Source organism: Rhizobium sp. BE258, assembly GCF_031457345.1.
Lineage (GTDB): Bacteria > Pseudomonadota > Alphaproteobacteria > Rhizobiales > Rhizobiaceae > Rhizobium.
Genome location: NZ_JAVDWL010000003.1, coordinates 37,760 through 51,237, shown reverse-complemented (window position 1 = coordinate 51,237; position 13,478 = coordinate 37,760). Strand labels below are relative to the sequence as shown.

Below are 13,478 nucleotides of genomic sequence, written 5' to 3'. Positions count from 1 at the left end.
TCGGATTCCTGGGCAGAGTGCCGCTTTTTTCGCACAGAGGACGGCAGGATTCAGTCGTTTCTGTTTTATTTTCAATATCAAAGGCCTTGCTTCGCAGCTGCAGCATGCCCATATCTGCGTTTTCAGATCATCAATTTGTGTCGTTTTGGCAACAGGGGTTCGCAACAGCGTGACCTAACCGTATCTCAGCTTGATACGGTTAGGCTGATGTGCGATCCAATACTCGCGGGTTGCCGCTTTCCCCTGAGGGGATTCGACAAAACTGGGATGGGTTTTTGACGCTGGTTTCTCGGCGCGATCTCCTGCGCCCGATTGAAAAAGGAACTGCTATGAACATTCGTTCTATTCTCATTGGTTCGGCGGCTGCGCTGAGCTCGGTGTCCGGCGCATACGCGGCCGACGCCATTGTTGCAGCTGAGCCGGAAGCTGTTGAATACGTTCGCGTTTGCGACGCTTACGGCACCGGCTACTTCTACATTCCGGGCACCGAAACCTGCCTCAAGATCGGTGGCTACCTCCGCTTCGACGTCGGCTTCGGCTTCGGCGATGCTTACAAGAACAACTCGAACGAAGACTGGTCTTCCCGTACCCGCGCTCACGTCGCCTTTGACGCCAAGAGCGACACGGAATACGGCACACTGACGAGCCGCATCGTTCTCGAAGCCAACAACCGTCCGGTTGCTACAGGCGCAAGCGGCATCACCGCTGAAAGCTCGACGACCCTCGGTGGCGTTTCCACCGGCACGATCATCGACCAGGCCTATATCGATATCGCTGGCCTGCGCGTTGGTAAGTTCACCAGCTGGTGGGACGACGACTTCTCGGGTGAAACCGATGCAATGGCAAACGTGACGAACACGAACGCTGTTCGCTATCAGTATGACGCTGGCGATTTCTACGCAGGCGTAGCGCTCGAAGAACTCGGTGGCAACGACGGTACCTTCACCCGCAGCTCGTCCTTCGTTGGCGGCACGGACGAGCGTGGCAACACCCTCGGCGTTGACGCTTCGGTCGGCGGCAAGTTCTCGAACTTCACCTGGGCCGTCTACGGCGGCTATGACGCTGGCAACCAGGAAGGCGCCGTCACGGCTCGTATCGGTGCAGACGTTGGCCCAGGCAAGGCTGAAGTTGCAGTCATCTGGTCGAGCGGTCTCGGCGACGCCGGCAACGGTGGCAACGCTTACTACGCAAACGGCGAATGGACGGTCGTTGCTCAGTACGCTCTGAAGGCAACCGACAAGTTCACCATCACCCCTGCAGCTCAGTACACCAACAACATCGTAACCGATGCTGACGGCAGCTGGGATGACGGCAGCATGTGGCGCGCCGGCGTGACCCTCGACTACCAGGTCGTTGAAAACCTGAATGCCAAGCTGACCGCGACCTACGTCAAGGAAGACTACGGCAATCAGACGGTTGACGGTAAGGGCGATGCTGACTGGGTTGAAGGCTTCTTCCGCCTGCAGCGCGACTTCTAATGAATTGACGTGCGGTTAGAGACGCACGTCAAGTGATCTGGTTGACCTCCGATCACAGTGAAGAAGCCCGGATTTCCCTCCGGGCTTCTTTTTTATTTGGAGTTTTTAGGAGTGGGTTGCGGCACTGAGATCGCTGCGGTCGAGTGCGCTGATCTGCTCGATGCAATCCTGCACAGTGACACCTTTCAGCACGCCTGCGACCGCGCTGTCGGCCTGCGCACTCAGCTGATCCGAGACAGCGCCGATATTACGGGTGACCGAGCAGATCGAGGGAATGCCTCCTCTTGCCGACCAGGCCTTCTGCTCCGGTAGCACGCTGCCATGAATGTCGAGAAGCTTGATGTCAGGTGCCGGCCTTGCAAGGCGTATCCCGCCGTTGACCCCGTCGCTGGAGACAAGGATGCCGGATTTCGACAGAGTCGAGACGATTTTTCTGACAAAACTGGGGTTTGTATCGAGACTGACGGCCAATAGCGGGCTCGTCGTGCGAACGCCCGCGGCCTCGTTGACCGCGACCGTCACTACGATTTGCAGCGCTGTCGGAAACCGTGTGTCACTCATCAATTGTGACATACCGCCGAAACAGCAAAAAATCTAGAACCACTATCGCCGATTGCTGTGAATCGGCGAGTTGCAGTTGCTAGTGGCCGCGGTCGACCACTTCAAAACTCGTGCCTTGCCCGGTCCCAAGCAGATCGGCGAGCGTCGAAGAGAGATCAATGCCATCGAGGTCGGCAATGGCTGCCGTGCGGGCCTTGTCGATCAGAGCATCATAGAGATAATCGAAGCTTGTCTTCGGCAGCTTGCGGGCCGGCGTGACGGCGGCATAAATTTCGGCAAGCGAGACCATGCGCGGCGACCGGGCAAGCCGGTAACCTTCATCATCGCCGCTGACAATATCTGCGAACTTCAAAAGGCCGAGGATCGCATCGGCGTCATGCTCGGCTATGCCGCCAATCCGGCAAATCTTGCGGTGCGGCGTCGTGCGCGACTGCGCCTGATTATAGGCAATAGCCAGAACGATGCGCAGCGCCGTCCTGAAAGTTTGGCTCGGCATCAGGTCGCTTTCCTCCGTCTCCCGCGTATCGGGATAGGAGGCGATGCCGAAGAGGGTTTTAAACAACTCGGGGCAAGGTGTGGTCATGGTGTGTATCGGCTGTAATTTCTTGGGAGGAATTATCAAAGCAGGATCGCCGCGTATGCGCCTGGGAGGAATTGGCGCCGCGGAGGATGAAATGGAGAGGGTTATCCGTATTGTTGTCAGGATCGACGGCCGTGCGTTCGCCGTACGGTCGTCTCGTCGCTCGCGCGGCGCAATCGGCCGGTCGCGAAATATCACGACGCTATCTGTAACGGCTGTTCCGGAGATTTTCCATCCCCGTAACTGGAACACACTGTCCCAAAAATGTGATTAATCCAGGCGTAAATTAGTCAGCGCAAATGGGTGCAAGGCATAATCCCGCGAAATTCCGGAGCCTTGCGGAATAAGAGCGCCAGATGTCTGGACGCGGTCTACCGCGTCCAGACGGATCCTATCGATCAGACGAGATCGAAACGGTCGGCGTTCATCACCTTGTTCCAGGCGGCAACGAAGTCCTTGACGAACTTCGCCTTGGCGTCGGACTGGCCATAGACCTCAGCGAGCGCACGCAGCTGCGAATGCGAGCCGAAGATCAGGTCGACGCGGGTACCGGTCCACTTGACTGCACCAGTCTTGCGGTCGCGGCCTTCATAAACGCCGTCCTTGCCGGGAGCCGGAGCCCACTGCGTGCCCATATCGAGCAGGTTGACGAAGAAGTCGTTGGAGAGCGTTTCCGGACGCGACGTGAAGACGCCATGCTCGGGAGCGCCGGCCTTCAGCACACGCAAACCACCGATGAGAACGGTCATTTCAGGCGCCGTCAGCGTCAGCAGCTGGGCACGGTCGACGAGCGCTTCTTCGGCCTTGAGGAACTGCTTGCGCTTGCCGTTGACATAGTTCCGGAACGCGTCAGCGCGTGGCTCCAGCGCTGCGAAGGAAGCAGCGTCGGTTTGTGCATCAGACGCATCGGTGCGGCCCGGCGTGAACGGCACGTTGACGGACTGGCCGCCGGCCTTCGCGGCCTTTTCCACACCTGCAGCACCGGCCAGCACGATCAGGTCGGCCAGCGAGAGCTTCTTGCCAGTGTTCTGGGCAGCGTTGAACTCCTTCTGGATGCCTTCGAGAACGCCGAGAACCTTGGCAAGCTGGGCTGGCTGGTTGGCTTCCCAATCCTTCTGCGGCGCAAGACGGACGCGCGCCCCATTGGCACCACCACGCTTGTCGGAACCGCGGAAGCTCGAGGCGGACGCCCAGGCGGTGGAAACCAGCTCCTGCACGGAAAGACCGGTCGAGAGAACCTTCTCCTTCAGAGCGGCGATGTCCGCATCGTCGATCAACTTGTGATCGACGGCCGGAACGACATCCTGCCAGATCAGATCTTCCGCGGGAACATCCGGACCGAGATAGCGGGCTTTCGGGCCCATGTCGCGGTGCGTCAGCTTGAACCAGGCGCGAGCGAACGCGTCGGCGAACTCGGCCGGGTTTTCCAGGAAGCGGCGCGAGATCTTTTCGTAGATCGGGTCGAAACGCAGCGCCAGGTCACTGGTCAGCATCGTCGGGCGATGCTTCTTCGACGCGTCGAAAGCATCAGGAACCGAGGCTTCGGTGGTCTTCGCCACCCACTGCTTGGCACCCGCCGGACTTGTGGTCAGCTCCCACTCGAAGCCGAACAGGTTTTCGAAGAAAAAGTTGCTCCATTGCGTCGGCGTCTGCGTCCAGGTGACTTCGAGACCGCTGCCGATCGTGTCCCCTGCCCGGCCGGTGCCGAACTTGCTGTTCCAGCCGAGACCCTGATCTTCGATCGCGCCGCCTTCCGGCTCGACGCCGACGAGGGACGGATCGCCAGCACCATGGGTCTTGCCGAAGGTGTGGCCGCCAGCGATCAGCGCCACGGTTTCTTCGTCGTTCATCGCCATGCGGGCGAAAGTGTCGCGAATGTCGCGTGCCGAAGCGAGCGGATCCGGATTGCCGTTCGGGCCTTCCGGGTTGACGTAGATGAGGCCCATCTGTACGGCACCGAGCGGCTCTGCCAGCTCGCGTTCGCCGCTGTAGCGCTCGTCGCCGAGCCATGTGCCTTCAGGACCCCAATAGAGTTCTTCCGGCTCCCAGACGTCGGCACGGCCACCGGCAAAGCCGAAGGTCTTGAAACCCATCGACTCAAGTGCAACGTTGCCGGTCAGGATCAGAAGGTCGGCCCAGGAAATGCTGTCGCCGTATTTCTGCTTGATCGGCCACAGGAGACGGCGGGCCTTGTCGAGGTTGACGTTGTCAGGCCAGCTGTTGAGCGGCGCAAAGCGCTGCTGCCCCTGACCGGCGCCGCCACGGCCGTCGGTGATGCGGTAGGTACCGGCGCTATGCCAGGCCATGCGGATGAACAGGCCGCCATAGTGACCGAAGTCGGCCGGCCACCATTCTTGCGAATCGGTCATCAGCGCATGAAGGTCCTGCTTCAGCGCTTCGAGATCGAGCTTCTTGAACTCTTCGGCATAGTTGAAGCCCTCACCCATCGGGTCGGAGCGGACGGAATGGCCGTGCAGCATCTGCACGTTGAGCTGGTTCGGCCACCATTCGCGATTGCCTCTGGCGCGCGGCGTATTACCGCCGTGCGGGACGGGACATTTGCCTGCGCTGTCGGGTTTCTGGTCGTCCATGACGTTCTCCTTGAATTATTCGATGATCTGCCGTCGACAGGGAGGGGCCGTGCCTTCTGGCCGGCTGAGCGCCTCGGCGCCTCCTCCCTTACCCTCTTCTTATCGGAAGCATGTGATAAATTTAAGTTGGATTTACTGATTGCCGCGATAAGATAAAGTTATGAAGAACCTGACATTGAAACAGCTGCGCTATTTCGAGGCGCTCGCCCGCCACGGCCGTTTCCGCCTTGCCGCGGATGCCTGCGCCATCTCGCAGCCGGCGCTCTCGATGCAGATCAAGGAGCTCGAGGAAGAGCTGGGAAACGATCTCTTCGAACGCAGCGCCCGCGAGGTGAAGCTCACCGCCTTCGGCCAGATGTTCGCCTCCCGCGCTCATGACATTTTACGTGCAGTCGATGAGCTCGGCGATCTCGCCCGTGCATCGCGCGATCCATTCCTGGCGCGTTTGAGGATCGGCATTATTCCGACCGTTGCGCCCTATCTGCTTCCGGCAATCATAAACGATCTGAACGCCACATTCGACGGGATTCAGATCGACGTCCGCGAGACACAGACCGCAAAGCTCGTGCAGGAGCTGTCACGAGGCGATCTCGATCTGGCGATCGTCGCCCTCCCGGTCTCGGAACCGTCGCTGGCCGAACTGAAACTGTTCGACGAGGAATTCGTGCTCGTCCGCCGTCTGGAAGATGAAGGCCGCCCGGTGCCCGACCGCGACATGCTGCGCGAAATGCGGCTGCTGCTGCTCGAGGAAGGCCATTGCTTCCGCGAGCAGGCGCTGTCCTTCTGCCGCATCGGCTCAGCGCGGCCGCGGGAAATCATGGAAGGCAGCTCGCTCTCCACGCTGGTCCAGATGGTCGGCGCCGGTATCGGCGTCACGCTGATCCCGGAAATGGCCGTCCCAATCGAAACCCGCTCGGCGCAGGTCTCGATCGCCCGCTTCCAGTCGCCCCGGCCATCACGCACCATCGGCATGATCTGGCGCAACTCGACCCCGCTGGTCAGGCAGCTGATGGAGATCGGTGAGGTGATCAGGAGGTCTGCGGGGAGCGTGCAGAGGCAGCATATTCACGCCGAGGCGTGAAGGTGGCGCCTCCTTGGGACACGTATACCCGGAGCCCCCTCACCCTGCCCTCTCCCGAGGGGAGAGTGGGATGTCGGCGCGAGCGGCATCCTTTGTTTTCCCTTCCCCCCTGGGGAGAAGGTGCCCGAAGGGCGGATGAGGGGCCCGCTAGCACTGCGCGCGCCTCATCCGCGACACCCATCAAGCAGCAGGCTGCTTCGTCTTGCGCAGATACGGCAGCACCGTATCGAACGAACCAAACCGTGCGATGGCATCCTCGTTGGAGACGGCGGCGGTGATGATCACGTCGTCGCCCTGCTGCCAGTTGGCGGGCGTCGCGACCTGATGCTTGGCCGTCAGCTGGATGGAATCGATTGCGCGCAGGATCTCCGCGAAGTTGCGGCCTGTCGTCATCGGATAGGTGAGAACAAGCTTGATCTTCTTGTCGGGACCGATCACGAAGACCGAGCGCACAGTCGCGTTATCCGCGGGCGTGCGGCCTTCCGAGCTCTCGCCGGCGCCGGCCGGCAGCATATCGTAGAGCTTGGCGACCTTCAGATCCTTGTCGCCGATCAGCGGATACTCGACCTCGAAGCCGGTCGCCGTCTTGATATCGCCCTTCCACTTGGCGTGGCTTTCGACCGGATCGACCGAAATGCCGATGATCTTGACGCCTCGCTGACGGAATTCGCCTTCGAGCCCGGCCATGGCGCCGAGTTCCGTGGTGCAGACAGGCGTGAAGTTCTTCGGATGTGAGAACAGCACCGCCCAGCCATTTCCGATCCAGTCATGAAACTGGATAGGACCCTGGCTGGTGTCAGCACTGAAATCCGGGGCGACGTCATTGATGCGCAGGCTCATGGAATAGGACCTTTATGAAGATGGTGACAGCCAGGGGCTGGGAATGCCTCATGCCTGACAGGGTGAAATATCCGCCGCTACGCTAGAGGAACTTCCCGCTCCAGTGAATGCCTTTTCGGCGGGATTTTGCTCAGATGCCGCGTCTTTGTTTTCAGCGTTTCGAACAGTCGGTAGCCGCCCGGCCAGCGGCCGTATCCGCTGGTGACATTGATGTGCCCGGCGAGCCCGGCATTGCGCAGATCGCTGCCCCAGAGCCTGGAGAACAGCGTCAGCCGCTCAAGCGACATGTAATGATCGTTGAGGCTGCCGACGAGCATGCTTGGAAACGGCAGCCATTCCGTCGGCATGGTGCCGAAGCCGATCTGGCCGGGATGCAGCTTGTCGGTAACCTTGAGATCGCAAGGGGCGACCAGCAGCGCGCCCTTGACGCGCCGGGCCGCCGGCCGTCCGGCCAGACGGGCTGCCAGCAGGCAACCGAGGCTGTGGGCGACGATGAAGGCCTCGCCCGCCCGCTCCAGCTCCGTTTCCAGAGCTTCCAGCCATGGGGTGACGCGCGGATGATCCCAGTCTTCCTGCTGAACCAGACGGCTCTCGGGGTGATCCTTGAGCCAGGCGCCCTGCCAATGCGCCTCTTCCGATCCGAAAAGTCCGGGAACGATAAGTACCGGCGTCATGTCGTCTCCGATCTAGAGAATGCCGAACGTGATGGCAAAAAGCAGAGCAAAGGAGAGTGCCGCGGCAGCCGGTGCGGCTAGATCGGCGCTGCTGCGCAGGATCCGGCCGGACGGTGAAAGCGGCGCCGGGCGGCGGTCGTCGAAAACGGCCATGCCAGCCTCCTCAATACCAGGGCCCGGAAGCCGGGGTCCAATAGTAGAATTCATAGTCGCGGGCGCTGGGCTCCCGGTCGCCTTCGGAAAGCAGCGACGCATCGAGCGGCTGCGGATGGCTGAGCGCCTGCCGCAGGATCGACAGGATTTCGAATACAAGCCTCATAACCCGTTCTCCTTATGAGATCGTCAGATCGACTGGTTGCGTCTTGCATTGGCAAGCAGGTCTTCGGCACGGGCCACCGGGCCGAAAAGCATCAGTAGGCGGTTCTGTTCACGGACCGGAAGCCGGTAGCGGCGGGAAAAATCGAAGACGTTCCAGAGCTCGTCCGCCATCCGCAAACCCAAGCCAGCGCCGCCCATGAGCGTTACTCCGCGGCTTGAAGGTTGCGGCGTGAGGCCGGGAAGAAGGCCGCCAGCTCATCGACAACGGCGCCGATCCGGCCGGACAACGGTTCCGACGAGACCTTGTAGTCGGTGAAATCACGATCCGAGGCGTAGACGGCCGTCGGCAGCGTGTGGGCCATGAAGAAACCGAACAGCGGGCGCAGCTGATGCTCGACCATCAGCGCATGCCGGTCACCGCCACCGGTCGCGGTGATGATCACAGGCTTGGAGCGCAGCTCATGCGGCTCGATCAGATCGATCAGATGCTTGAAATGGCCGGGATAGGAACCCTTGTAGGTCGGCGAGCCGACCACCAGCACGTCGGCATTGACGATATCGTCGATGACGGCGGCAGCCTGCGCATCAAGCTCCTTACGCCGCAGCGACGAACCAAGCGACGGACCGACGTCGTGCAGGTCGTAGACCTTCGTCGAGAAACCATAGCTTTCAGCCGCCAAACCGGCGATATGGTCGACGAGCGCGTAGGTCTTGGACGGGCGGCTGAAGCTGCCGGCGATTCCCACGAGGCGAAGGGGCATGTCTCTCTCCTTTAATCTTGCGCTAAATATTCTCTATAAATTTAGTGCACTAAAGGAATGGAATTCCATTCTGGAGAGCGGCAGGGAAATTCGATCCCTCAGGTTGAGCTTTGTCCGGGATGGCAATGAGCCGCAGGCGAACAAGCGCTAAAACGGTGCGAAAAGGCGCCTCTGTCAGTCAGCCTGCAACAGCTTGCGCTGCAACTCGGCTGCGACGAAGACCGAATGCTCGGTCACCTGCGGCAGGCCCATCAGTTCGCCGAAGGTACCACGCGCCAGCGGCCCGCCGATCAGCAGCGACGGTTCGGCGTCGCCTGCCCGGCCGATCGCCTCGCAACGATCGTTGCAGGCGATGCCCAGCCCCGTCGGATCGAGCTCCAGCCAGCCTGCCTCGGCCAGCTCGCTAAGCCAGAGCTGGCTCTGCAGGATGCCACCATGCGCCGGCCCCGTGGTCACCACCACGGCGTCGAAGGTCTTCGCCAGCGTGCTGCCGTTGCGAAGCCTCAGCGTGACGCCGATCTCCTCGCCATCACGTTCGGCATCGCGCACCGACGCGGCCAGCACCGAAAGCCGCCCCTCGCCGATTGCCTGATCGAGAGCCTCCTCCACCTGCGGAGCGATCCGGAAGCGATGCACATCCCAGAACGGACGCAGATGCCGGACGATGCGCTGCCGCTCGGCAAGCGCAAGCCCCTGCCAGATCTGCCGTCCATGGCCGCGCACCTCATCGATGACGGCATGCCAGCTGATGCCCGCCCTGCCCGCCTCGTCAATCGCCCGGCGAATGCTCTTCAGCAGCTGCGAGGCGGTCTTCGCGGGTTGCGCCGTGGAATCACCGAACGGCTCCTGCGCCACCGCGGCATGGCCGCGCGACCGCAGACCGCGCCTGGAAGCGGAAACGATCTCGCCGTGATGACCGGCAAGCGACAGCGACGCGACGATATCGGCCGCTGTCAAACCATTGCCGACGATCAGCACACGGTCATCAGGGCGGATCGCATCGAGCGCGCCTGCAGCCGTCGGATCGGCAACATATCGCGGATGACCGGCGAGTGCGGCCTGCAGTCCGCGGGGTGCGGACGGTGCGGGATGCGTCGTTGCGATCACCAGATAGTCGGCGCGGGTCTCCGCACCGGCACTGTCGGAAATAACCCACTTATCCGATGTTTTCTCGACACCGGTCACCAACGCGCGCCTGTGGATGATCCGGCCCTCGTCAACGAGCGGCTGCACACGGGCGGCAATATAGGCGCCGAAAAGGCTGCGCTTCGGAAAGAGGCTGCCATCGGGGCGAACAGCCCGCGGATCGCCGGCAACGCCATCGGTGGCGGCGATCCAGTCGAGAAAATCTTCCGGCCTATCGGGAAACAGGCTCATGCGGGCGGCGGGCACATTGATGCGGTGCGCCGCATCCGTCGTGTCGTAGGCGAGCCCGCGGCCAAGCTCCTCGCGCGGTTCGAAGACGATGATATCGGCCTGCCCGGGCACGAGCGCTTGTGCAAGATGATAGGCGGCACCGGCGCCGGATACGCCCCCGCCAATAATTGCCACGACCTTGGAAAGACCGCCACCGCTGTTCATCGCGTTATCGTACCTGGATCATTTACTGCTGCAATCCGCAATAAGGCGGATCATCATTCCGCACAACCAATACACTCTATAAAAAATGTGGAATTTTATTCGGCAAGCTCCGCCGCTTTCGCAAGAGTTTTTCCGGCCTGCATTCGAGAAGAGACACCCGTGCTTCGAAGGCGCGCCCGCGATCTGACATGCTTTTGGCTGTTTAGAGATCAATTCTCATCATCAAGACGGGACAATAATATGAACAAGACTTTCTCCACGCTCGCCCTGACGCGCCGCGCAAGCCTTGCAGCGCTCGCCGTTTCGGCCGTCGCGCTGGCAACCTTTGCCGCACCGCTCCCCTCGGTCGCAGCCGACAAATCCATCAAGGTCGGCATCATGAGCGGCGAGGACGAAGACGTCTGGCGCGTCGTGACCGCGGAAGCCGCCAAGAAGGGTCTCAAGATCGAGACCATCGCCTTTAACGACTATACGCAGCCGAACGAAGCGCTGGAGCGCGGCGAAGTCGATGCCAACGCTTTCCAGCACCAGCCTTACCTCGACAACCAGATCAAGACGCATGGCTACCATATCGTTCGCGTCGGCTATACCGGCGTCTGGCCGATCGGCCTCTACACCAAGAAGTACAAGACGGTCGCCGAGATCCCCGAGGGCGCCATTATCGGCGTACCGAACGACCCGTCGAACGAAGGCCGTGCGCTACGCGTGCTGCAGAACGAGGGCCTGATCAGGCTCAAGGACGGCACCGGCATTCTCGCAACCCTCGCCGATGTCACCGAGAACCCGAAGAAGCTCGAGATCAAGGAACTCGACGCCGGCATCGTCGGCCGCTCGATCGACGATCTCGACGGCGCCGTCGTCAATACCGACTGGGCGCTGAAGAGCGGTCTGTCTCCGAAGGAGCGCATCGCCCAAGAGCCGATCGCCGACAACCCCTACCGCAACTTCATCGCCGTCAAGGAAGACAACAAGGACGCCGATTGGGTGAAGACGCTGGTTTCGGCCTATCAGAACGACACCGTCAAGGCCGAGTTCGACAAGGTCTACAAGGGCACGGGCCTGAGCGCCTACTAAGTCAAAATTCGCGCTGGGGGAAAGGCGCGAATCCAAGGCGGTCCGGACGTCAGTCGTCCGGGCCGCCTTGGGCATTTCTGAAGGAAAGACAATGAATTCTAACGTGTCCGCCCCGGCAATCGGGGCGAAGCAGGATGCCGCGGCCGAGGTCGTCCGGCTGGTTGACGTCAAGCGCCGCTTCGGCGAGACGCCCGCCCTCGACGGCATTTCGCTGACGGTCAGGAAAGGCGAAATCTTCGGCATTATCGGCCGCAGCGGCGCCGGCAAATCGACGCTGATCCGCTGCCTGAATGGTTTGGAGCGGGCCGATAGCGGCGAAATCCATATCGAGGGCCGCGATATCACCGGCCTTCCGGAAAGCGCGCTTCAGCCGCTGCGCCGCCGCATCGGCATGATCTTCCAGCATTTCAATCTGCTGTCGTCGAAGACGGTCGAGGAAAACATCGCCCTGCCGCTGAAGATCGAAGGCGTGGCGAAGGCCGAACGCCTGAAGCGGGCACGCGAACTGCTCGATCTCGTCGGTCTCGCAGACAAGGCGAAAGCCTATCCCTCATCGCTGTCGGGCGGCCAGAAGCAGCGCGTCGGCATTGCCCGTGCGCTGGCAGCCCGCCCGGCCCTGCTTCTCTCCGACGAAGCGACATCGGCGCTCGATCCGGAAACCACCCGTTCGATCCTGGCGCTGCTGAAGGACATCAACCGCAAGCTGGGCCTGACGGTGGTGCTGATCACCCACGAGATGGAAGTGATCCGCGGCATTGCCGATCGCGTCGCGGTCATCGATGCAGGCCGGATCGTCGAGGAAGGACAGGTCTGGTCGGTCTTCGGCAATCCGCAGAGCACGATCACGAAGAGCCTGCTCGGCAGCATCCGCCCGCAGCTTCCGGAGCATATCGCCGCCAGGCTTTCGCCCGAAACCGGGACCGAAGCGATCCTCAGCGTCGATCTCGCCGGACCGGAGGCGCAGGGCGCGCTGTTTGCCGATCTTTCGGCAGCACTCCCGCATTCCTTCCGCCTCGTCCATGGCGGCATCGATCACATCCAGAACCAGCCGGTGGCACGTTTCTTCATCGCCGTCCCGGCCCGCGATCCCGGCCTCAAGGGTAAGGTCGAACAATTTCTGATGGCCCGCTCGGCGCGGGTGGAGGTACTCGGCTATGACACCGATCATGCTTGACCTGCTGCTGCGGTCGCTCTGGGAAACCATCCTGATGACCGCCGCATCCGGCATCATCTCGCTGGCCGCCGGCCTGCCGCTCGGCCTGGCGCTGGTACTGACGGCCCGCGGCGGCATTGCCGAAAACCGTTGGATTAACAGCGTCCTCGGCGCCGTCATCAACGGTTTCCGCTCGGTGCCTTTCATCATCCTGCTGGTGGCGCTGATCCCGCTGACGCGGCTGATCGTCGGCACCGCACTCGGCACCTGGGCCGCGATCGTGCCCTTGGCCATCGCCGCGACACCCTACTACGCCCGCATCGCCGAAGTGTCGCTGCGCGAAGTCGACCGCGGCCTGATCGACGCCGTCCGCGCCATGGGCGGCAATCGCTGGACGATCATCCGCGAGGTGCTGGTGCCCGAAGCCCTGCCCGGCATCGTCGCAGGCTTCACGGTAACGCTGGTGACCTTGATCGGCGCCTCGGCCATGGCCGGTGCGATTGGTGCCGGCGGCCTCGGCGATCTGGCGATCCGCTACGGCTACCAGCGCTTCGAGACATCGGTAATGATCGCCGTCGTCATCGTGCTCATCGTGTTGGTCTGCGGCATCCAGTGGCTCGGCGACCGGCTGGTGGAGCGGCTGGATCACCGCTGAAACTTAGCCAGATGTCAGAGGGCGCGCCGCGCAGCCGACGCACCCTCTCGCTCACCCGATCCGCCCCAAGCATGAGTTCAGCTCGCTAAGCTTTGAGAGCAGCAAACCCATCTCGTCGGTGCGATCTTGCG

General features: G+C 61.7%; 15 protein-coding genes. 5 read left to right on the top strand and 10 right to left on the bottom strand.

Going from position 1 to position 13,478, the window contains the following annotated elements; translation table 11 throughout:
- Window positions 1–329 precede the first annotated feature (329 nt).
- Window positions 330–1,478, top strand: a complete 1,149-nt coding sequence (locus J2X43_RS10770; RefSeq protein WP_112518359.1) for a porin — start codon at window positions 330–332, stop codon at window positions 1,476–1,478.
- A 105-nt stretch (window positions 1,479–1,583) separates the two neighbouring features.
- On the opposite strand, the gene J2X43_RS10765 is transcribed toward J2X43_RS10770, so the two are convergent.
- From J2X43_RS10765 to katG, 3 genes are all read right to left on the bottom strand, one after another.
- A complete protein-coding gene (locus J2X43_RS10765; RefSeq protein WP_162698756.1) occupies window positions 1,584–2,039 on the bottom strand; it encodes an Rrf2 family transcriptional regulator in 456 nt (151 codons plus the stop codon).
- Between the two features lie 79 nt (window positions 2,040–2,118).
- A complete protein-coding gene (locus tag J2X43_RS10760) occupies window positions 2,119–2,622 on the bottom strand; it encodes a hypothetical protein (protein WP_310293867.1) in 504 nt (167 codons plus the stop codon).
- 395 nt (window positions 2,623–3,017) lie between these two features.
- Window positions 3,018–5,210 (bottom strand): catalase/peroxidase HPI, encoded by a 2,193-nt coding sequence (gene katG / locus J2X43_RS10755; RefSeq protein ID WP_310293866.1) that lies wholly within the window; start codon window positions 5,208–5,210, stop codon window positions 3,018–3,020.
- Window positions 5,211–5,370: 160 nt separating this feature from the next.
- Here katG and J2X43_RS10750 point away from each other — a divergent pair, with 160 nt between their 5' ends.
- Complete coding sequence (locus J2X43_RS10750) at window positions 5,371–6,291, top strand: LysR substrate-binding domain-containing protein (RefSeq protein ID WP_310293864.1); 921 nt, start codon at window positions 5,371–5,373, stop codon at window positions 6,289–6,291.
- A 180-nt stretch (window positions 6,292–6,471) separates the two neighbouring features.
- Here J2X43_RS10750 and J2X43_RS10745 read toward each other — a convergent pair whose 3' ends face one another.
- From J2X43_RS10745 to J2X43_RS10715, 7 genes are all read right to left on the bottom strand, one after another.
- Window positions 6,472–7,131: a peroxiredoxin gene (locus J2X43_RS10745; RefSeq protein ID WP_310293862.1), complete on the bottom strand. Its 660-nt coding sequence runs from the start codon at window positions 7,129–7,131 to the stop codon at window positions 6,472–6,474.
- Window positions 7,132–7,208: 77 nt separating this feature from the next.
- Window positions 7,209–7,805 carry an alpha/beta fold hydrolase gene (locus J2X43_RS10740; RefSeq protein WP_310293860.1) on the bottom strand — a complete coding sequence of 199 codons (597 nt, stop codon included), beginning with the start codon at window positions 7,803–7,805 and terminating at the stop codon, window positions 7,209–7,211.
- Between the two features lie 12 nt (window positions 7,806–7,817).
- On the bottom strand, window positions 7,818–7,958 hold the full coding sequence (locus J2X43_RS10735; protein ID WP_310293858.1) for a hypothetical protein: 141 nt from the start codon (window positions 7,956–7,958) through the stop codon (window positions 7,818–7,820).
- Window positions 7,959–7,968: 10 nt separating this feature from the next.
- Window positions 7,969–8,124 carry a hypothetical protein gene (locus tag J2X43_RS10730; protein ID WP_162698754.1) on the bottom strand — a complete coding sequence of 52 codons (156 nt, stop codon included), beginning with the start codon at window positions 8,122–8,124 and terminating at the stop codon, window positions 7,969–7,971.
- Between the two features lie 23 nt (window positions 8,125–8,147).
- A complete protein-coding gene (locus J2X43_RS10725) occupies window positions 8,148–8,321 on the bottom strand; it encodes a hypothetical protein (protein ID WP_162698748.1) in 174 nt (57 codons plus the stop codon).
- A gap of 5 nt (window positions 8,322–8,326) precedes the next feature.
- Window positions 8,327–8,884 carry an FMN reductase gene (msuE, locus tag J2X43_RS10720; protein WP_310293855.1) on the bottom strand — a complete coding sequence of 186 codons (558 nt, stop codon included), beginning with the start codon at window positions 8,882–8,884 and terminating at the stop codon, window positions 8,327–8,329.
- A gap of 174 nt (window positions 8,885–9,058) precedes the next feature.
- Window positions 9,059–10,465 (bottom strand): FAD-dependent oxidoreductase, encoded by a 1,407-nt coding sequence (locus J2X43_RS10715; RefSeq protein WP_310293853.1) that lies wholly within the window; start codon window positions 10,463–10,465, stop codon window positions 9,059–9,061.
- A gap of 240 nt (window positions 10,466–10,705) precedes the next feature.
- On the opposite strand from J2X43_RS10715, the gene J2X43_RS10710 reads away from it, so the two are divergent.
- From J2X43_RS10710 to J2X43_RS10700, 3 genes are all read left to right on the top strand, one after another.
- Window positions 10,706–11,539, top strand: coding sequence for a MetQ/NlpA family lipoprotein (locus J2X43_RS10710; protein ID WP_310293852.1), 834 nt, complete (start codon window positions 10,706–10,708; stop codon window positions 11,537–11,539).
- Window positions 11,540–11,630: 91 nt separating this feature from the next.
- The gene (locus tag J2X43_RS10705; protein ID WP_310293850.1) at window positions 11,631–12,713 is read left to right on the top strand and encodes a methionine ABC transporter ATP-binding protein; all 1,083 of its coding nucleotides are present in this window, start codon (window positions 11,631–11,633) and stop codon (window positions 12,711–12,713) included.
- Window positions 12,694–13,347: a methionine ABC transporter permease gene (locus J2X43_RS10700; protein WP_310293847.1), complete on the top strand. Its 654-nt coding sequence runs from the start codon at window positions 12,694–12,696 to the stop codon at window positions 13,345–13,347. The genes J2X43_RS10705 and J2X43_RS10700 overlap by 20 nt, the downstream gene beginning before the upstream one ends.
- Window positions 13,348–13,478 lie beyond the last annotated feature (131 nt).

Bases quoted from the DNA above. Each gene is read 5' to 3' on its own strand.
- J2X43_RS10770 (WP_112518359.1), top strand. From the start codon at position 330: ATGAACATTCGTTCTATTCTCATTGGTTCGGCGGCTGCGCTGAGCTCG.
- J2X43_RS10765 (WP_162698756.1), bottom strand. From the start codon at position 2,039: ATGAGTGACACACGGTTTCCGACAGCGCTGCAAATCGTAGTGACGGTC.
- J2X43_RS10760 (WP_310293867.1), bottom strand. From the start codon at position 2,622: ATGACCACACCTTGCCCCGAGTTGTTTAAAACCCTCTTCGGCATCGCC.
- katG (WP_310293866.1), bottom strand. From the start codon at position 5,210: ATGGACGACCAGAAACCCGACAGCGCAGGCAAATGTCCCGTCCCGCAC.
- J2X43_RS10750 (WP_310293864.1), top strand. From the start codon at position 5,371: ATGAAGAACCTGACATTGAAACAGCTGCGCTATTTCGAGGCGCTCGCC.
- J2X43_RS10745 (WP_310293862.1), bottom strand. From the start codon at position 7,131: ATGAGCCTGCGCATCAATGACGTCGCCCCGGATTTCAGTGCTGACACC.
- J2X43_RS10740 (WP_310293860.1), bottom strand. From the start codon at position 7,805: ATGACGCCGGTACTTATCGTTCCCGGACTTTTCGGATCGGAAGAGGCG.
- J2X43_RS10735 (WP_310293858.1), bottom strand. From the start codon at position 7,958: ATGGCCGTTTTCGACGACCGCCGCCCGGCGCCGCTTTCACCGTCCGGC.
- J2X43_RS10730 (WP_162698754.1), bottom strand. From the start codon at position 8,124: ATGAGGCTTGTATTCGAAATCCTGTCGATCCTGCGGCAGGCGCTCAGC.
- J2X43_RS10725 (WP_162698748.1), bottom strand. From the start codon at position 8,321: ATGGGCGGCGCTGGCTTGGGTTTGCGGATGGCGGACGAGCTCTGGAAC.
- msuE (WP_310293855.1), bottom strand. From the start codon at position 8,884: ATGCCCCTTCGCCTCGTGGGAATCGCCGGCAGCTTCAGCCGCCCGTCC.
- J2X43_RS10715 (WP_310293853.1), bottom strand. From the start codon at position 10,465: ATGAACAGCGGTGGCGGTCTTTCCAAGGTCGTGGCAATTATTGGCGGG.
- J2X43_RS10710 (WP_310293852.1), top strand. From the start codon at position 10,706: ATGAACAAGACTTTCTCCACGCTCGCCCTGACGCGCCGCGCAAGCCTT.
- J2X43_RS10705 (WP_310293850.1), top strand. From the start codon at position 11,631: ATGAATTCTAACGTGTCCGCCCCGGCAATCGGGGCGAAGCAGGATGCC.
- J2X43_RS10700 (WP_310293847.1), top strand. From the start codon at position 12,694: ATGACACCGATCATGCTTGACCTGCTGCTGCGGTCGCTCTGGGAAACC.